General features: G+C 66.4%; 3 protein-coding genes. All 3 read right to left on the bottom strand.

The window, feature by feature from the left end:
- Positions 1-66: 66 nt before the first annotated feature.
- The 3 genes from N4264_RS14615 to N4264_RS14605 are packed head-to-tail and all read right to left on the bottom strand — an operon-like array spanning position 67 to position 20,359.
- Positions 67-9,654 carry an SDR family NAD(P)-dependent oxidoreductase gene (locus tag N4264_RS14615; RefSeq protein ID WP_261692981.1) on the bottom strand — a complete coding sequence of 3,196 codons (9,588 nt, stop codon included), beginning with the start codon at positions 9,652-9,654 and terminating at the stop codon, positions 67-69.
- Positions 9,651-11,504 (bottom strand): polyketide synthase dehydratase domain-containing protein, encoded by a 1,854-nt coding sequence (locus tag N4264_RS14610; protein ID WP_261697631.1) that lies wholly within the window; start codon positions 11,502-11,504, stop codon positions 9,651-9,653. The genes N4264_RS14615 and N4264_RS14610 overlap by 4 nt, the downstream gene beginning before the upstream one ends.
- Positions 11,501-20,359 (bottom strand): beta-ketoacyl synthase N-terminal-like domain-containing protein, encoded by an 8,859-nt coding sequence (locus N4264_RS14605; RefSeq protein ID WP_261692980.1) that lies wholly within the window; start codon positions 20,357-20,359, stop codon positions 11,501-11,503. The genes N4264_RS14610 and N4264_RS14605 overlap by 4 nt, the downstream gene beginning before the upstream one ends.
- Positions 20,360-21,119 lie beyond the last annotated feature (760 nt).

Genomic DNA, 21,119 nt, shown 5'->3' with positions numbered 1-21,119 from the left:
CCGCTTCATGGCAGCCACCTCATTACCGCTGATCCCGTTTTGTCGCCTGTCTTGTTGCTTGCCGCTTCAGGCCAGTTGTTTCACCCGCGCAGCCACTTCGCCGGCACTGAGCCTGTCCTCTTCCAGATCCGCCAGCAGTCCGGCGATCGCGTCGAGGTCCGGCATGAAGCGCCCCGGCAACCGTGGCACACCGGTCCCCGGCCCATCGCCCGCAGGGCGCGCGTCCTCCTGGGACGCGAACCAGCAGTGCATGCGCGCAAACGCATAAGTCGGCAGATGAATCTTCTGGATCCGCTTCGCGGCATCCACGGTTGCATCCTGTCCGACGATGCTCTGTCGGTAGCCCTGTTCGCGGATATCCGCGACGTGTTCCTGCAACAGCGGATGAAAGTAGCGAGGCTTGTCGCTGCGCCTGGACGGCGCGGCAGAGTCGGTGTTCTTCGGTACGATCCAGTACGCGTCCTCGGAAAACGGATACGGCGGCAACGCGATCGGCGGCGACGCCTGCGGTCCCGACAGCCTTCGCCAGTCGAGGGCGAGCCCCTTCACCCACAGTTCGCAGAGCTTCGAGGCGTTGCCGTCGGCGATGTACTTGTCGACGACCACCGCTGCCATCGCAGCGTCCTCGCCCAGCAGGCGCACGCTTTCCCGTCCCTGGCGGACATGCGCGGCGAAGACGCCGTGCGGCAGCGGTTTGTTCGATCCCGCGCCATCGACGTAGGCGTTCAGCACTTCAATGACATCGGCCATGCGGTGCGCGACGAAGCACAACCGCTCGTCCATCGCGTCGCGGTGGCTCTGCAGGCTGCGCACCAGCACGGCGAGGTCGAGCCCGGGATCGGCGGCGACAAAATCGCGTAGATCTCTCGCCTTCCGCAGCAGCTGTTCCACCGTGCGCGCTGACAGCGGCACGATGAAACCCGCTTCCGCGCGCATCGTCGAAGCGACCTGGGGTACGGGCGACAAAACGGTCTGCGGCACATATTCCGCCAGCACCAGGTGGGCATTGGTGCCGCTGAAACCGAAGGAGCTGATCGCAGCGTGGCGGGCGACACCCTCGGGCGAGACCCAGTCTCGCGCGGTTGTGTTGACGAAGAACGGGCTGTTCTCGAGACTGATATGTTCGTTCGGTGTTTGGAAGTTCACACTGGGCGGCAGCGTCCGGTGCTGCAGCGCCAGAAGCAGCTTGATGAAACCGGATACGCCGGCGGCGGTCAGGCAATGGCCGATGTTGGTCTTTACCGAACCGATCGCGCAGTACTGCGTGCGATCGGTCGCCGGCCGGAAGGCGGACTTCAATCCATCGATCTCGATCGGGTCGCCAAGCTTGGTGCCTGTGCCGTGTGCTTCGATGAGTTCGATGCGGTCGGGATCGATAGCGAATCGCTGGTAGACATCGCGGATCAGGCGCTGCTGCGATTCGGCGTTCGGCGCGGTGATGCCATTGGTCCGGCCATCCTGGTTCACGCCCCAGCCGCGCACCACGCCCAGGATGCGGTCGCCATCACGTTCGGCGTCGCCGAGGCGCTTGAGCATGACCACGCCGACGCCTTCGCCCGGCACGAAACCGTTCGCGCGCTGGTCGAAGGTATAGCAGCGGCCGTCTGGCGATAGCATGCCGGCCTGCGACGTCTTCAGGAACATGTCGGCGTTGGCCATCACGTAGACGCCGCCCGCGAACGCGAGGTCCGACGCGCCGGTGATCAGGCTGTCGCAGGCCATCGAGATCGCGACCAGCGACGACGAGCATGCCGTGTCGATGGACACGCAGGGGCCCTGCAGATTCAGGAAGTACGACACGCGCGCCGCAAGGATCGACGTGGCGCCGCCGGTGAAGCCAAGCGCATTGATCTGCTGTTCGCGCGACAGCAGGTTGTAGTCGCCGTGCGCGCAGCCGGCGAACACGCCACACTTGCTGCCCGACAGTCGCTCCGCGGTGTAGCCGGCATTCTCCATGCCGTGCCAGCAAGACTGCAGGAAGAGCCGTTGCTGCGGGTCCATGGCTTCGGCCTCGACCGGTGACAGGCCGAAGAACAGCGGATCGAACCGGTCGTGTCCTTCGAGCACGCCCATCCACTTCGAATTGCTCTGGCCGAGGCCGGGCTGTCCGTCCACGTAGTAAGTGCTGGCGTCCCAGCGCGAAAGCGGAATTTCGCTGATGCAATCGCGACCGTTCGCGATGTTGTCCCAGAAACTGTCGAGATCCTTCGCCATCGGGAAGCGGCCGGCCATGCCGATGACTGCGATCTCGGTGGCACGCAGGACGGGCGGGCTGGCCGCCGCGTGCGACAGGGCCTGTGCACTGTCGCCGGGCTTGCGCCACGATGTCAGCACGGGCCAGTCGAACAGCGACGCCATCGGAATGCTTGCGCGAATGACGGCCGGCGTCGTCGCGACAGGCGCGGCGGACGCCTCCTCCGCGGTGCGCTGGGCGAGCGTGTCGCGCACGAAGCAGGCGAACTGTTCGACCGTCGGGTAGGTGTAGACGCGGGTCGCCTCGATGGCGGTGCCGTAGATCCCGTTGATCGCACGAACCCAGGTGACGCCTGAAATCGAGTCGAGTCCGAGTTCGACGAAACTGCGATCGGCATCGATGCTGTCGGACGCCTGCCGCAACTCCTTCGCCAGGAGATCGATGAGCGTGCGACGCACCGCACCCAGATCCACACGCGCGTGCCCTGCTCCGCCCGGTGCAACCGGCAGTGTCTCAGTGCGTGCGGCTGCGGTTTCCGTGGAGGTCGTCGTGACGCTGGCCGCGTCGGTCAAGCGCTGCTCGCCGATGTGCTGGGCGAGCTTGTGCAGGTTCGGATAGCTGTAGACCCGGGTCGCTTCGATCGCCAGGCCGAAACACTCGTTGATCTTGCGAATCCAGGCGACGCTGGAGATCGAGTCGAGCCCCAGGTCAACGAACGGCGTGCCCGGATCGATCTCACCTTCGTCGATACGCAGCTCCTCGGCCAGCAGGCGGCGGATCGTCACCAGGATGTCGCTGTCCGCGACCGCCGGGGATGTGCGACGGGGCGTGATGCCGCCGACCGCCTGCTGCATGGCTGCCTGCTGCGTCGGCGCGAAACGCCGTTCAATGCGGGCCAGCGCATCGGCGTGGCCCACCAGGGTGGCCTCGTGCATCTGCACTTCACGTGCGAACAGCGCCTGCCACGCCTCGAAACGCGGCGATACGCGCGCCGCCTTCCAGGCCATCAGGTCGTTGCGCGTGTGCCGGGCCAGGCTGCGCGCGAGCGCCATCGCCGCGTCCACGACGCGATCGCGCGGGAGTACCGTCAACAGCGGATTGCGACGCGCCAGTTCCTCGCCCGTGATCTCGCGGCCGGTGAACAGGCTGTCGCGCGCCAGGTCGTAGCCGAGCTTGGCCGGCAGGATGCCGGTCGCGCCCGCGCCCGGTGTAAAACCGAAATTCATGTATGGGCTGACGTAGCGGCTCTCTTCGCTGAACAGCACGCTGTCGCAGAACAGGCCGAGCGTCCAACCGGCACCGATGCCGTGGCCCTGCATCGCCGCGATCACCGGCAGCGGGCAGCGCATGGGCAGCTGGAACACATCACGGTCGGTGAAGCGGACCTTGCCTTCCTGGATCGCCTTCAGGCCCTCGCGGGTGCCGCCGGAGGAGAAATAGCTGTCGTAACCGGTGAGCACGACCGTCTTGCAGGCGGGCGACGCACTGATACGGTCGAAGACTTCCTGCAGGCCCGCGATCAGCGCATCGGAGAACATGTTGCGCGCATCGCGATCTTCGAGACGGACCACCACCACGCCGTCGGCATCGGCGCTGGCGCGGACTACGGTCGAGGACAGGACCCATTCGCCGGCCGTGGCGGTGGCCTCCGACGTAACGTCGGCGGTATTCGCATCGCCATGCGATAGCGCTGTATCGCCGGAGTCGCGCAGGGCACGCGGCAGTTGTCGCAGCAGCTCATCGATGGAGTTCGATCCACCGGCATCGTCCGCAGCCTCGGTCACGGCGTCCGCGGTGAGTCCGGCATCGAACTCGCGCGCGAGATGTTCCTTCAGCAGCCGCATCGCGCTGCCCGACTTGTCGGCCAGGTGGGCGATGAACGTCTCCGTGGCGTCGGCGAAACGTTCGCGGGGAACCACAATCGCGCCCCAGCCGGCTGCCTGCAGCGCGCGCCCCGTGAGTGGGCGCGCGCTGCTCGCAAGCTGCGATGCCAGCGGTTCGCCGAAGCGCGCGGCGAGCCACGCCCTGTCGGCAGCTCGAACGATGACCGGATTCTCTCCAGGTGTCGCCAAACCGTAGTCCTGGTCGTCGACGGCGACGACCGCGTCGCTGGCGCAGGCGAGCCGGAAGCCCGTCCCCAGCGCCTGTCCGGAAAGCAGCGCCACGGTGGGCGCCGGGAATGCAGCCAGCGTGCGCAGCAGCGACTGTGTCGCATCATCGTCATGCGCGACAGGGGTGCCCCGCAGGAAGACGCGCTCTTCGCTCTCGATCATGAGCGCTTTGAGCGACGGCAGCGTGCGCGCATGCGCCAGCGCCTGCAGCAGCGCATCGACGAGTGCGGCGTCCAGGCGCCCCGCCGGAGCCTGCAGACGCAACGCGAAGATGCCGTCGCCGCGGTCGTGCAGGATCACCGATGCGGGCAATCCGGATTCGCGATGGCCATCGTCGGCGTGAACACCCGTCGACAGCGCCAGTGAAGGTTTGTCCAGCAACGGCTGCTGGGGTTCGGCGATCGCGAGTGCGGGCGCGGCCAGCGCGATCGCGGTCGGCTTGGCGAGTGGTGCCCGCGTCGTGAACGAAGCCGTTTCTGCAACCATCGCGAGGGGAGCAGTGCTGGCCGATGCCGGAACACCCTGGAAAAGACGATCGGGCATGCGGATGGCCGGCGCAGCAATCGGCACGTCTTCTTCGACCACGGGCGCGGGGGTGGCCAGCGGCGTGACGGTCACGGACGCAGGCCGCAATGTCAGCGCGGTGAACGCGATGCACACGGCGCCTTCGTCGGTGCAGAGCGTGATGTCGACGCACAGCGCGTCGTCCGCCCGCGACGCGCCGTGCGCACGGATCCACGCGTGACGCGGTTGGCTGCGTGCGGGGCAGATGCGCATTTCCGCGAAACCGGCGGGCATCAGCAGCGCCTCGCGATCGGGGCGGAGCCATTGCGCCGAGCGCATCGCCGCTTCGAGGATTGCCGGATCGATGGCGCAATCCGCGAATGCGGTACGCGCCGGATCGGCCGGCGCAAACGTCAGCCACAGCCCTTCGGGTATACGCTGGATCGCGGTGGCGGCCTCATACAGGGCATCAACCTCAATGCCGATCGAACGACCCGCCTCCCGAATCGCAGCCTTGTCGGCGAACAACGGAGAAGTGCCGCGCGAAAGTGCGGCGATGTTGATCATGGGCGCATCGGCACAGGACTCGGCGAACCCCTGGCAGAACACATGGCCATCGGCGGACACCTCGAACGCGGCAGGGTGAAGCGCGGGACGCTGACCCTGGCCGGGCGGCAGCACCGCGATCTCGACCTCCATCGACGCAGGCAACGGACGCGGGGCGCCGAAACGCACGTCGCGCAATGCCCATGCCCCGTCCTGTGGAAGCGCGGTCCATCCGTCCGCAAGCGCGGCCCGGGCCGCTTCGAGCTGCAGGCCCTGGGGCAGATGCGGATGACCTTGGATCCTCACTCCGCCGATCCGCGGATCTTCCGCGCGGAAGACGCTGAGATAACGCTGCTGCCCTGGTTTTGAAGCGTTGCGGTGAACCAGCGAATGAATCGCCTGCGCCGTCATCGCGCCGGCGGGCGCGTCCATGGACTCCTCGCGCCGGTAGCGGTCACGCGCGAACGGATAGACCGGCAGATGCATCCGCGCCGGCAGCGGCGCGCCGTGCAGCTTCGACCAGTCGAGGTCCAGGCCCTTGGTCCAGACATCGAGCAACCGCGAAACCTTGCCAGCGACGAACCATCCGTCCACGCTGGCCTGCAGATCCCGGTCGACGGTGAACAGCGCGATGCTTTCGCGGTGACGACGAGACTGCGCGTAGTAGAGGTCGTCCGCGAGCGCGCCGTCCCCGGGTTGCTCGTCAGCGAGGAACACGGCGAGCCGGTCGATCAGTCCGGCGCGTGAATCCACACGCATGGCCAGGCGCTCTTCCATCGCTTCGCGCCCGACCTGCAGGGTGTAGGCCAGTCGGTGTAGATCGATGCCGGCATCGCCTTCGACAAAGGCCTTCAGCGCCAGGGCCTTCTGCCGCAGTTGCGGCAGGGTGCGGGCCGACAGCAGCACCACACAGGGCGTCGTCGAGACGGCTTGTTCGTCGCGCGGCGCGCAGGCATGGGCTTGCACGATCAGATGGGCGTTGCCGCCGCCGGCGCCGAACGAGGAGACTCCGGCAATCAGCGGCGCTTCCCTGCCATCAATCACCGGAGCATTCCACGGCCGGAGACGCTGGTTCACCTCGAACGGCGTCGCACCGAAATCAATGTTCGGGTTCAGGCGCTCCGAATGCAGCGACGGCACGATCTGCCGGTGCTTCATCTGCAGGATCACCTTCGTCAACCCTGCAATCCCCGCTGCCGACTCGCAGTGACCAATGTTCGATTTCGCCGAACCGATCAGGCAGAACCCGGTATCCGCGGTGTACTCGCGGAATGCCTTGCCGAGCGCCGCGATCTCGATCGGATCGCCCAGCTTCGTGCCGGTGCCGTGTGCTTCGATGTAGCTGACGTGACGGGCATCCACGCCGGCGTCTTTCAGCGCATCGGCGATCACCGCCGCCTGCGCCTGCGGATTCGGTACCGTGTAGCCGTTGGTCTTGCCGCCGTGGTTCAGCGCACTGCCGCGGATCACCGCATGGATCGCATCGCCGTCGCGCACGGCGTCTGACAGGCGCTTGAGCACCACCACGCCCACGCCTTCGCCCGGAATATAGCCATCGCCGCCTTCGCCGAAACTCTGGCAATGGCCGTCGCTGGAAATGAACTGTCCGGCGCTGAGCATGGCGTACTTGCCGGGGTGCAGGCTGAGGTTGACGCCGCCGGCCAGCGCCATGTCGGTGCGGCCCAGCTTGAGGTCCTGGCAGGCCAGGTGAATCGCGGTCAGCGACGATGAGCACATGGTATCGAGCGTCATGCTCGGCCCGTGCAGGTTGAGCACGTACGACACCCGGTTGGCGATGCTGGCAAGGCTGCCCGAGCGGTTGTACTCGCCGTACATCACGCCGGCATAGACGCCGACCTGGCCGCCGCGGCAGGCCTGCAGCGCGGCGCGTGTGTAGCCCGCGTCCTCGATCGCCATCCACGCGTGCTGCAGAAACAGTCGCTCCTGCGGATCAATCTGTTCGGCATCTCGCGGCGTGACACTGAAGAAGCGCGCATCGAATTCGTCAGCGCCCTGGATGAATCCGCCCCAGCGACTGCTGTGCTGTCCGGCGGCCAGCGCTTCGCCGCCGGCCGGGTCGCGATAGTAGTCCTGCCAGCGCCAGCGCTCGGCGGGAATCTCGCGGATGCAGTCCCTGCCCTGCGACAGGTTGCGCCAGTATTCGTCCAGATCCCAGGCATCCGGGTAGCGGCCACTGATGCCGACAATGGCGATGCTTTCGCTAGTGAGGGATGGGCTGAGGATCGGCTCGCCGTCGATGGACGACTTACGGCTGTGCGCCATCGCGGCAGCGGCGTCCGCGCCGTGCATGTCGCTGTCGCTTCGTGGTGAAAACGCAACGGGCTGCGTCCCGGCGTGCGGCTGCGGTCGGATGGCGTCGGACGTCCGACTCACCGTACCGATGCGTTTGCCGGGCAGCTGCAACCTCGCGGCCGTTTTCGCCGTGGTTTTCGCGGATGGAACGATCGCTGTGTCCGACGGCACGGCGCGTGGCGACAACAGCGTAATGAGGCGTTCCGCGTGCGCGGTACAAAAGTAGTCGTTGAGCTGGGCGATGGTCTGGTATTCGAACGCCAGCGTCTTGGGCAGCCTGCCGAAAATCGTTTCGAGGTGCGTCACCAGCTTCATCGCCAGGATCGAATCGATCCCGTACTGCTCCAGCGGCGCCTCCGGCCGCAGCCGGGCGGCAGGAACCTTCAGCACCTGCGACAACTGACTGCAAAGGTATTCAAGCGCTTTCTCACGCAGTGCGTCGTCCATGGCGACCGGCGTTGCGTCAGCGACGCGGGCGGAAGCGCTGTCGCGGACAGTCTCGCGCGCGATCCCGGCCGCGGAACCTGTTGCGGAATCCGTCGCTTCGAGCAGCGCCCGCATCGCCGGCAGTTCGCCTTCCATCACCAGCAGACGCTCGCAGGGAAGCGCGAGGCCGCGGTACATCGCGCGCATCGCGGCGACGGTGGATAGCGGACGCATGCCGGTGTGATCGTGCAGCCGCTCGTGGGTCGCGGCGTCCATGCGCATTCCGCCCTCCTGCCACAGCGGCCAGTTCACCGACAGCGTGCGACCATGGCGTTCTCCCCGCGCCGCCAGGCGATTGCGCTGCGCCGCGAACGCGTCCATGAACGCATTCGCCGCGGCGTAGTCGACCTGGCCGACGATGCCCCAGCACGCCGCGAAGGACGAGCACAGCAGGATGAAATCCAGCGGCTGGTCGCGCGTCGCAAGATCGAGATTCGCCAACCCGGCGACCTTCGGCGCCAGCACCGAGGCGAACGTCGACGGCGATTTGCGCAGAATGAAACCGTCGCGGAGGATGCCCGCACAATGCAGGATGCCGTGCAGCGGCTGGCCCTGCTCCCGCAGCCGGGCCACCAGGGCGTCGACGGCACTGCGATCCGCCACGTCGAGCGCGACGTATTCGATCCGGTGCAGCGGCGTTGCCAACGCATCCAGCGTGCCGCGCACCTCGGGTTCGAGCGTCGAGCGTCCCGCCAGTACGATGCGCGCGGAGCGGCACTTCGAGACGATCTCGCGCGCGAACTGAAGACCAATGCCGCCGGCACCACCAGTGATCAGATAGCAGCCGCCTTCCTTGAACGCCACCGGCGCTGCAGACTGCACCTGGCTGTCGGCGTCCTGTCCCAGCACGCGCCATCGCAGGACTTCGCGGCGCAGGCCGCCGCCGTCGCGCACATGGCGGACGGCCGCGCCACGCGGCGCATCGGCACAGGATTCATCGTGCACGACCTGCCGTAGTTCGGCAGCACCGATATCGGCCGGCACCCTGACCACGCGCGCGAGCAAGGCTGGCGTTTCCTCCATCGCCGTCCGGAACATGGCGTCGAAGCCGCAGGCGACCGCCTCGTTAACTGCTTTTTCATCGATAGCAACTGTATCGGCACCCGTCTTGTCCGCAACGATCACCAGTGCACGGACACCTTGCGCATCCGCCAGCATCGACTGGATCGCCGCAAGTCCCTGTAGTGCCACATCGGTAAAGACCACGTCTGCGGCGGCGCCCTTCGCCGGAGGAGCGAACGCTTCGATCCGTGCGTTCCCGTGCGTTGCCTTGAGCGACGCGGTCACTGCCGGCTCGACACCCCAGATGAATATCCTGTCGACCGGCTGCGCCGGGGCCGCCGGTGCCGATGCGGCGCCCCAGTCGGGCGTTGCGAGCAGGACGCCCTGTACGGAATCGGACGCCCGCCGTTTCAAGGCCTTGATCCGTACCAGCGCTTCGGCCTGCGAAAGCCGGCCTTCGGCGACCGCGCGATAGATGGACAGCAGCGAATCCTTCATGACGGCAACCCGAGTTCGACGGCATCTTCGGCAGACATTTCGTTTCTGGAGACGCTCTCCAGCAGCTCCCGATAGAAGGTTTCGTCGAACATCTGCGTTTCATTCGACGTGCGTGACGGCGGCGTGCCCGATCCGTGGATGCCTGCGCCCACCTGTGTTTCATTCAACATCCCTGCGTCATCCGGCAGTTCCGCCGAATCCTGCGACCCTCCTCCGTCGAAACCGCGTGCGCCATCCACCGCCCGCCAGCCGAAGCCGCGGATTTCGACGCAAAGCGCGCCGTTGGTGTCGAAGATGGAGACATCGCAGGTTTCCACGGCCGCATTTCCGCCGCTGCCGTCAAGGATGCCCGTCGTGGGTGTCAGCACGACGACGACTTCCGACGGGCACGGTGCATGCAGCGTCAGCGAGCGCAGCGCAAACGGCACCGATGGCGATTGCGGCAGTGCCTTCAGCGACGGCAGGAAGCCGATGCATGCCTGCAGCGCGGAGTCCATGATTCCGGGAGGCATGCGGTAAGCGTCGCCGGCGATGGTGGGCAGCGCGACGTCCGCTACGAGCTTTCCATCCACCCGCGAAATCGCGCGGATGCCACGATGCGTGGGGCCGTAATGCAACCCCATCTGGGCAAAGGCGGCGTAGATCTTGTCGCCGTTCCATCGCTCGCCGTGCTGGGCCGACGCCAGCAGCCCGGCGTCCACCATGCGCTCGCCGGACGTGTCGTCGAAGCGTGCTTCGCCTTGGCAGTGCAGGACACGACCATCGCCCGAACCGGTGGCGATCTCGAAAACGATCAGGCCGTCGTCCTCTACGCCGAGTTCAATCTCGACGGTTATCGGCCCGTCGACCCTGATCGGCTGCCACCAGACCACATCACGGAGCATCAATCGTCCCTGCGCCTGTGCTGAGTGAGATCCGGCGGACGACGCGGTGCGTCCGGACTCTAGATCCGCAAAGGCATCCGGCAGCGCATCGGCGATCGCAGCCACCGCCATTTCCAGATACGCGACGCCAGGAAGCACATCCTCGATGCGTCCACCGCCAAGACGCACACGATGGTCGCGCAGGAAGTTTTCGCTGCCGTCGAACGTGGACCGATAGCGCTGCTGCCGCAAAGTCGACGCGTTGACGTGCAACAGTGGATGAATTGTCGCCGCCACACCTTCGGCGTGGTGTGCCACTGTCGCGGTATCTTCTTCCAGCCAGTAGCGCTCTCGCGCGAACGGATACAGCGGCAGTTCGACGCGCCGCGGAGCACGGCCAGCGTTGGCTGGATACAGTTTCGCCCACGGGATATCGACACCGTCGACCCAAAGCTCCGCGAGCTTGTCGAGTTTTCCGTCGCGAAGGCAGGTATCGATCAGCACCGCCTTCAGATCAGCGTCCTGGCCGATAAAGGCCAGTTTTCCGGCACGCGACAGGCTGCTGCCGACGTGCATGCCCGCGGGTGTTCGCTCCGCGGCGAACGCACGCAGGCGCAACTGGAGGTCCACGAGCGAGTGCGCGACCAGCGCGCAGCGTTCCTCCATCGCTTCCCTGCCCACCTGCAGCGTGTATGCGATGTCGTGAAGCGATGGCGGGGCCTGCCCGTCGTCGTCGGCGATGCGCGCCGCGATTCCATCCGCCAGCGCGTCCGCCAGCAACTGCGCGCGCTGCCGCAGTTGCTCGGCGGTTTTGGCCGACAACGGAATCAGCGCCGGGCGCGCAAAGGTAACGTCTTGCCCGGCAGCGCAGCGCGCGTCGCGAATCGGCGCCGCTTCCAGCACCAGATGCGCATTAGTGCCGCTAAAGCCGAAGGAGCTGACCACGGCCGAACGTCCACCCTTCGCGTTCTCGGGCCACGGCTTCAGCGCCGTATTGACCGCGAACGGGCTGCCGGACAGGTCGATGTGCGGATTGAGGCGTTCGAAGCTCGCCGCCGGGGAAGTTGGCGATGCTTCAGTGCCAGTACCAGCTTGAGCGCGCCGGCGACACCGGCCGCGTAGAGCGTGTGACCGATGTTGCCCTTCACCGAGCCCAACGCGCAGTAGCCGCTTTTGTCGGTGTAGTGGCGGAAGGCCTGGGTGAGACCTTCCACTTCGATCGGATCGCCGAGCTTCGTGCCCGTTCCGTGCGCTTCGATCAGCTGGATGTCTTCCGGGTCGATCGCGAAGCGGTCGTAGACAGCGCGCATCAGGCGCGTCTGCGACACCGGGTTCGGCGCGGTGATGCCGTTGGTCTTGCCGTCCTGGTTGACGCCCCAGCCACGGATCACCGCGTGGACGATATCGCCGTCACGCTCGGCGTCAGCGAGGCGTTTCAGCACCAGCGCTCCCACGCCTTCACTGGGCACGAAGCCGTTCGCGCGGTGATCGAAGGCGAAGCAGCGGCCGTCTACCGAGAGCATGCCGGACTGACCCGTCCTGACGTGCATCGTCGGGCCCGCCATCACCGCCACGCCACCGGCCAGCGCGAGGTCGCAGTTGCCGGCGACCAGGCCGTCGCAGGCATTGGCAATCGCGACCAGCGAGGATGAGCACGCGGTGTCGATCGACAGGCACGGGCCCTGCAGGTTGAGGAAGTAGGCGATGCGCGCCGCGAGGATCGACATCGCCGCGCCGGTGAAGCCCTGGCTGCTGAGCTGATGCTCCCGCGAGCGCTGGTGGTAGTCGGTCGCGCCGCAGCCGACGTACACGCCGCAGCGGCTACCCGACAGCGTGCGCGGGTCGATCGCGGCGTTCTCGATCGCGTGCCAGCAGTTCTGCAGCATCAGCCGCTGCTGCGGGTCCATGCTCTCGGCTTCGGTCGGCGATATGTTGAAGAACAGCGGATCGAATGCGTCACAGTCGTCCAGGACGCCCATCCAGCGGCTGTTGGTGGTGCCCGGAATCGAAATGTCCGCGCTGAAGTAGCGTTCGATGTCCCAGCGCTGCGGCGGTACCGTATCGATGCAGTCCTTGCCGCTGGCGATGTTGCGCCAGAACGCATCGAGGTCGCCGGCGTGCGGGAACTGGCCGGCCATGCCGATGATGGCGATGGCGTCGCTGCCCTGGGGGCGGCGCCCAGCCTTGCCACGCCACGACGCCAGGGCGCGGGCGGACCGTGCAACCGGGCGCAGGTGCTCGGTGTTCGGCCTGGCATCGGTGGTTTCCACGGGCGGGGGGGACAGCTGCGATGCCGGGCGCGTCGGCAGCAGGCCGACGAGAAAACGTGCGAACTCGGCCAGGGTCGGATGGCTGTAGACCTTGGTCGCTTCGATACGGGTGCCATAGGCGGCGTTGATTCGGCGGACCCAGGTCACTCCCGTGATCGAATCCAGGCCGAGATCGACGAACTGCCGGTGCGCGTCGATCTCTTCCTCCGGCATGTGCAGTTCGTGCGCGAGCATGTGCCGGAGCGCAACGGAAAGTTCCGCCTCCGCGGCGATGGCATCCGTCGCGACGGGGTTGCCCGCCACGCCTGTCGTGGGCGTCGGCGATGTAATCGGCGATGACGCGCGTTCCGCGGCGACGCGCGCTGGCGTGGCGGCATTGGCAACGAACTGCGTCCCCGCGGCGCCCTGCGGCGTGATGCGCGCGACGACGAACTCGCAGAACTGGCGCAGGGTCGGATGGGCGTAGACCTTGGTCGCCTCGATACGGGTGCCGTAGGCGGCGTTGATTTTGCGAACCCAGGTCACCCCGGTTATCGAATCCAGACCGAGGTCGACGAATTGTGTGTCCTCGTCGATCTGGGCTGCATCCATCTGAAGCTCGGCCGCGAGCATGTGCTTCAGGGCATGCGCTATCTCGGGCGGCGCCGCGGCCATCTGCATCGTGATCGATGGGGGAGCGGCGTCCTCCTCGCCCTGGAAATGCTGGATCACGCCCTCCAGCGCGTGCGCCTTGCCGACGAAACTCTCGTCGTGCATCGCCAGTTCGCGCGCGTAGGTGTCCTCGATCGCGGCCAGGCCGGGTTCGGCGAAATACCGCTTCAACGCGCGCACGTCGGCGGGCGCCCGCGCTGCGATCGCGTCCGCCAGCGCCAGCGCCTGCGGCACCACTTCCAGGCGCGGCACGCAGGCGTGCGGCAATCCTTTCGCGCGCAGCTCGCTGCCGGTGTGCTCGACTGCGGTGAACAGGGTTTCCCGGGCGAGGTCGGGACCGAGCGTGGCCGGGAAGACCAGCGTCGATCCCGCGCCCGGCGTGAAACCGTACTGCATGTATGGGCTGATGTAGCGGCTTTCAGCGCTGAACACGCACAGGTCGGCGAACATGCCCAAGGTCCAGCCGCCGCCGATCGCGTGCCCCTGCATGGCGGCAACCACTGGCACGCTGCAACTCATCGGCAGCTGGTAGATCTTCGTGTCGGTGAACCTGGCGCTACCCTGCTGGATCGCCAACAGGCTGTCGCGGGTGCCGCCGCACGCGAAATAGGTGTCGTAGCCGCAGAGCACGACAGCGCGGTAATCGCCTGACGCTTCGACGTGAGCAAAGACCTCTTCCAGCCCGCGGACCAGTGCGGGCGAAAACATGTTCTTCGCCTCGCGATCGACCATGCGCACGACGAGCACGCCGTTGCCGCGAAGTTCGGTCTCGATGGCCGGGAATTCGGGTACGGGCCGCCGCGCTGCAACCTGGCTGCCCTCGCCCGCTGCCGCGTCTGATATTGCAGAAGCGTCTGAAAGCCGGGCCAGCACCGCGGCACGGCGGCGCGCGCGCAGCGCCGGTTCGCGTAGCGGGTATGCACCTGCCAGCGCCAAGGCATGCGCCAGCACGTCGGCCGCATCGCCACGTACGACCGCTGCCCCGGAAGCCAGTTCAGCGCCGGCAACCGTCGCAGGCCCGAACAGACAACGCTTCGCGCGACTGGCACCCAGGCGATGGCCGAACAACACGGCCGCCCGTCGCAGCAGCGCCGGGTGACGCCACAGTGCATCGGTCGAATAGCGCGCGCGTTCGGCGTGGACGCAGGCGTCCGCGCTCAATCCGAGCAGCCAGCCAGCGCCGTCGACATTGCCTTCGAATGCGACGACGACCGGCGCTGGGTATTCGCACAGCACATGCTGAAGCGCCGCCAGCTCGGAGTCGACCCGCTGCGCTTCGACGGCATCGCCGATGGTCGGCAGAAATCGATCGAGATCGCTGCGCAACACGACCGCAGCACCGCCGGCGTGCTGTGCCAGCTCGGCCAGTGTCTCGCGCAGATTGAATAACAGAGCGGCAGGAGTGGTGTCGTCGGCACTGCCGGCGAAACGCACGGAAACGGCCGCATCGGACACGTACTCGACCGCGATTCCCGGCCGCACCTGCGGCAGCGCAACGGGTACCGTCGCGGAAGGCAGCGCGTCGGATGCATCCGCGGCCGACCGATCGTGCGGGCCCAGACGCAATACGCAGTCCTGCAGCGCGGCGGCCATGTGTGTCTTCAGCAGGTGCAGCGATTCCCGCGGCTTCGTCGCAATGTTCGCGGCGAGCGACAACGCCGTGGCCATCGTTTTTTCACGCGCTACAACGGGAACAGTCCATCCCTTCTGCGCCAGCTCATCCCCGCGCAGAGCGCCACTGACGTAGATCAGGTCCTCCGTCCAGGCGTCGCCGAAACGGGTGGCCAGCAGTGCGGCCTCCGCAGCCGTGGGCTGCGCAGCACGCTGTGGATCGGAAAATCCGTAGCGCGATTCGCGCGCGCAGACCATGAAATCGCAGAGCGCGCCGAGCAGGAAGCCGGGGCCGTCGGCACCACCGCTCAGCACCGCGACGGTCGGCAGCGGAAACTCGACCACAGCGCGATACAGGCCAGCCGTGATGGCGTCGTCGAATGCATCCTGGCTGCCGCGCAGGGGATCATTCGCGACGCTGACGAACATCACCAGCCGGGTGTCCTCGCGCTCACGCAACTGTTCGAGCGCCAGCAACATTTGCGCGATGACGGCCCGATCCAGTACGGGTTGCAGCAGGACAATGGAGAACACACCGCTGCCATGTCCGCGTAATTCAACGTAAGCCGGCGGCGCATCCGCACCGGACCCGGCACCGAAATCCGCCTCCGGCGATGACAAGGCGATCCGCGATGTGCCGGTGGGCCGCTGTGCCGGTACTGCATCGATCGAGTCGACCTCACGCAATCGCATGGCGTTGGGCTTGGCCATGGTCGCGCCGGCGCGCACGTGCGTTCCCGGCGACGCCGCCGACGGCAGGAAGACGATCCGCGTGCCGGTCTCGGACAAGGCCGGCCTCGTCGCGGCGGTTTCCGCGAGGGCGGGCGCCGCGGCGCGGATAACACCGTCCTGAGTCGACGGCTGGCCGGGTACGTCGTCGAACGCGCGCGTCCACGCCAGGTGCAGGCCGTCCGCCCGCAGGCAGGACTTGCCGTGCGCGTCGTACAGCGCGATGTCGCAGCGCCCGGAATCGTCGTCCCGGTTCAGGACGAGATAGGCCGGCCGGTCGCCGCCGGAGCACAGGCGTACCGACTGCACCGCGCGCATCGAGACATCGGACGGCACGGTCGGCGCCAGCCCGAGTTCGTCCAACAGCCAGGCGGCGGCAAGCGGCACGGATGCGAGCGCGTCCGGCGGCAGCGCCCATGGCGCGGCGTCGGCTGTTTCGGCGGCGAACGCAAGCACCACCTCGGGCCCCGTACGCGCGAGGCGGTGCGCGGGCAAGCCTCGCATGCCGAACATCGCCATCCGGTCGGCATTGGCCGAGGTGCCGTGCGCGAGGCGTGCGGTCAGCGCCGCCACGTCTGCCCCGCCCTGCGCCTCCCGCGTCGCGAACGACGCGCGGCCCTGGCAATGCACGCGTTCAAGGCCGTCTCGAATCACGTAGATTTCGAAGTCCAGCGTGTCGTCGGTGTCGGGCAGCAGCGCGATGTGCAGCTCGCCGCTTTCGTCGACGAGGATCGGATCGTCGGTAACGACGTCCGCAAAGTGCAAGTCGCGTGCGGCGATATCCTCGGGATACGCCGTGGCGATCGCCGCGCGTGCCATTTCCAGGCTCAGCAGCGCCGGCAAGCGCCGCCGGCCGGCGGCGTCCTGCACCAGGAAATGCTCATCGCCCTTCAAAGCGACGCTGTAGGCCGGGCCCCGCAAAGTCGAGGTGTTTCGCTGCAGAAGCGGATGGGTTGCTGCCGTGATCCGGGCGTTCCCCAACGTACGATGCGGCTCGATCCAGTGACGATCGCGTGCAAAGGGATAAGTCGGCAGCGGGATGCGCCTGGGGCGCGTACCGGCATATAGCCGTGCCCAATCGAACTCGACGCCCTTGACCCAGTGCTCCGCGATCCTCGCCAGATCCCGCTGGACCAGCCAGCCGTCGCGGCGTTCGGTGAATGCGGGATCGACTTTGCACGCGGCGAGAAATTCCTTGTGCTTGCGCACGCCGCCTCGGTACGGGCCGGGGCCGGTATGCGCGGCCTCCGTCAGCGCCTGCAGCTGACTACACAGGTCGTCCAACGACAGCGCGACGAAGGCGATGCGTTCATCCATCGCCTCCCTTCCGACCTGCAAGGTGTACGCGATATCACGCAGGGAAGCGTCGGCGGCGGCGCGTTGCAGGAAGCCGAGCAACCGCTCAATTTTCGACTGCAACTGCTCTGGCGTGCGCGCCGACAAGGGCACCACACAGGCGCCGTCGCTGTCGCGTTCCGAGAGGCCGTCGGCGTTGACCGGCGCCAATGGCGGCTCCTGCAACACCAGATGCGCGTTGGCCCCGCCAGCACCGAAGGACGAGATGCCTGCGATGCGTGGAACCTCGCGAGCCGCGGTGGTTTCGCCGAGTACGGGCCGGAGCCAGGGCGCCAGGGTGCGCTGCAGACGGAACGGCGTCGTGGAGAAATCGATCTCGTCGTTGACTTCGTCCGCGTGCAGGGTCGGCACCAGTTGCCCATGCCGGAACTGCAACAACACCTTGGTCAGGGCCGCGATGCCGGCGGCCGACTCGCAGTGACCAATATTGGATTTCAACGATCCGATCGCGCAGTGCTGGCGCTCCACGCCAGCATCGGCCGGCGCACGGCGGCTGGCGCGGAAGGCCTTGGTCAGGCCGGCGACTTCAATGGGATCGCCGAGCGCAGTACCGGTGCCGTGGGCCTCGATGTAGCTTACTTCGGCGGAATCGACGTTGGCACGAGCCAGCGCGGACGACACGACCTCCGCTTGCGCGGCCGGGTTGGGCACCGTGTAACCGTGGGTGCGGCCACCGGTGTTCAGCGCGCTGCCCTTGATCACCGCGTAAACGGTGTCGCCGTCGCGCAGCGCATGATCCAGCGGCTTGAGCACCACTGCGCCGACGCCTTCGGCATCGACGAAGCCGTCGGCGTTGCGGCCGAAGGAGCGGCATTGCGCCCCTTCCGACAACATCCCGAGCGCGGTGAGTTCCAGCATGTGCTGCGGATCGACGATCAGGCTGACGCCGCCGGCGATCGCGGCCTCGCACATGCCGCTGTACAGGCTGTCCAATGCGACATGGATCGCGGTCAGCGATGAAGAGCAGGCGCTATCCACCGCAAGCGAAGGGCCGGAGAAATCGAACAGGAAAGAGACCCGGTTGGCGATCGAGTAGAACAGTGGCTGCACGGTGTAGCGCGAGTTCATCACGCCGACGAACACGCCGACTTTTCCGCCCGGAGCGAGCGTCGCGGGCGTGTAGCCACTATCCTCGATCGCGTGATAGCTGGTTTCCAGGAACAGGCGTTCCTGCGGATCGATCTTCTTCGCTTCCTTCGGCGCGATCCGGAAGAACAGCGGATCGAACTTGTCGATATCTTCGATGAACCCGCCCCAGCGGGTGCAGCTCTTGCCGGGCTTGCCCTTCTCCGGATCGTAATAGTCCTGCCAGCGCCAACGGTCGGCGGGGACTTCGCTCGCACAGCTGCGGCCGGATGCCAGGTTGTCCCAGAACGATTCCAGATCAGGCGCCTGCGGATAGCGGCCACTGACGCCAATGATGGCGACGTCGAAGCGCGCAGCGCGCTCCGCTGGCACGTCGACCGAAGGTAGCGGGTCCGCTGCCGGCTGCATCCGCAGCGCATGCGGTAGGTCGCTGCGCGGCGCCCACCGTCGGCGGCCGGAGCGATCCAGCTGCTTGCCCGGTGCGCGCGTGGCGGACGTCGACACGGTCGGCACGTGCGTCGATGGAAGAGCCGCCGCAGCGGTGGCCGGCACCGTCGCCGCGTGTGCGGAAGCCACGCGCGCCACGGCTGCCCGATCCTGTTCCAGGAAATGTGTGACCAGGCCGTCAATGCTCTGCACTTCGAAAAACAGCGTGCTGCGCGTGTCCGGAAAGAGCGTGCGGAAATGCGTGGTCAGATGTACGACCAGAATGCTGTCCAGCCCATAGTGTTCCAGCGGCTTGTGGGTTTCGATCTCGCCCACGTCCATCCGCAGCGCGCCCGCGATCATCTCCCGGAAAAGCAGTGCACAGGTCGCGCGCAGTGCGGCATCGTCGGTCGCAACCAGCGCGGAGGTGCTGGCCGGCAGGGATGTCGTCGCGGGCACGGATGTCACTGCCGCGGAAGCCTTCTCACGCGCTGCGGGCCGAGACAGTGCGGCGACCGGCGCGCCCTTGGGAATCGCCGTCTTCGCAGGCGCAACCGGCGGTGCCAGCCGCTGGCGAACCACGCCGTCGCTTCTCGCCGTCAGTACCAACTGGCCCAGCCCATGATCCGCGTGAGCCGGGAAGCGGATTTCGCGGAAGCGCTCGGCCTTTAGCAGCGATTCCCATTGCGTCGGAGACAGGCACGGGCTGCCAGGCAGGCGCAGCTTCTCGTCCTCGTACAGCCACCAGCCATCGAGCAGACCAAAGGTGAAATGCGTCTGCCACGACCACGCGCTGATCTCGTTGACCAACAGCAACCCACCGCGCCTGAGCAGTGCCTTGGCGTTGCGCACCGTCTCGCGCATGTCGGAAGTGGCGTGCAGCACGTTGGTCGCGATCACCGCGTCGTAGCGGTTGCCCTCGATCGACTGCAACGAAAGCGGTTTGCCCACATCGAAGATCGCCGTGCGCAGCGCCCGGAACTCCGGTTGGTAGGTCTCTTGCGCATGCAGCAGGAAGGCTTTGGAAAGGTCGGTGTAGCAATACTCTTCGACGAGGTCACCGAAACCGCGCAGCATCGGCAGCAGCCCGGCAGTCGTGCCGCCGGTGCCCGCGCCGATTTCGAGCAGGCGCAGGCCGCGCTCGCCGCGGGCGGCCCGGCTGACGAGTTCCGCACGCAGGTTTTCGCCAAGCACTCGATTGAAGTGATCGGCGATCAGGTTGTGCTTGTAGATGCCCTCGACCAGATGCATCGACGAATCGGGGAACAGCACGTCGGTAGCGGGCGTCGTTCCCGCCAGGATTTCAGGCAGCCTGCGCAGGCAAGCGTCGATCAGGGTGAGATAGGCGCGATGGTTGGCGTTCTTGCACCAGCCCGGCATCGCCGTGTCCCAACGCGACCACAGCGCTTCGACGGCTTCGTCAGTGAGAAAACGGCAATGCCCGGTCAGCGGATCGACGGCGACAAGCCGGTGCGCTTCGAGATGAAACAGGTTCGCCGCCAACCAGCGGCGGTGCGAGGGCCGCAGCATGGCGGAGCACTCGGCGGGCGCGTATTCGCCCTGCGCATCGGCGAACAGCGCACGAACCTGGGCCGCGACGATCGCGGTGGCCAGACGCTCGGCATCGCCTGGCAGACAGGCGGCTTGCAGGTCGGACGCGGAGATAGGCGGCAGCGCGTGATGGCCTGTTGGAGTCGTGTCCGATGCGTTCATGCGCGTCACCAGCCCCCTGTCGAATTCGTGGATCTTTCGTGGTCCAGGCGACATCGAATCTGTTCCGATGCCACCGGATCATCGAGCGCTGCATCACAAACCGCTTTCACCGTCATCCGTTGGTCGATGGGCCCGGCTTCGCTCACGCCCGGCGCACCGGGCGCTGGACAACGCGTTCTCGTCATCGACAGGCAAACGGATGCGCCCCTCAGAAGACTCCAGCGTGACGCCGGAGGCCTGCACGAGACGATCTGTAATGAGTTGACGAATCCAATCGAAGGGAGACGACACTTCTGAGACAAATACGTCCAATGCTCGATCCTTAAGGGCCACGTCACGGCGAAGCCGCGCCCGCGGCACACATCCCTCAAGCAAACAGGGGCTCACCCCGGAGATCGGCCCAAGTCAACGATCTCTACATTTCAGTGCTATTGCGTTATGGAGACATCGCTTCCTAATCTCATATAAATATAAACAGACTGTCTGGAATATTGTCAATGCGAGCATTTGCTGAGTAGACGTTGTTGCAAACGTATTCTTAGAACTCAACTTGCGAATGACTCGTATTCCCACAGAATGGCTAATCAACATGTCAGTTCGTACATAGTTGGCTAACTGACAGGTGTGATCGACTGCACACGTGAACGACGCATCAGCGCAACATCGAACAGCGGACGCAAGGCCGCGTACGAGCTGAGTCCATGCGGAAATTGCCTATTGCTACGCCAACCAAGCGTCGAATCCGCCATCAGCCAAATGC

Origin of the sequence: Tahibacter amnicola (genome assembly GCF_025398735.1) — a bacterium.
GTDB lineage: Bacteria > Pseudomonadota > Gammaproteobacteria > Xanthomonadales > Rhodanobacteraceae > Tahibacter > Tahibacter amnicola.
This window is presented reverse-complemented; position numbering and strand designations above follow the sequence as displayed.

Excerpts from the sequence above, each read along its gene's own strand:
- N4264_RS14605 (WP_261692980.1), bottom strand. The coding sequence starts at position 20,359 with ATGAACGCATCGGACACGACTCCAACAGGCCATCACGCGCTGCCGCCT.
- N4264_RS14615 (WP_261692981.1), bottom strand. The coding sequence starts at position 9,654 with ATGAAGGATTCGCTGCTGTCCATCTATCGCGCGGTCGCCGAAGGCCGG.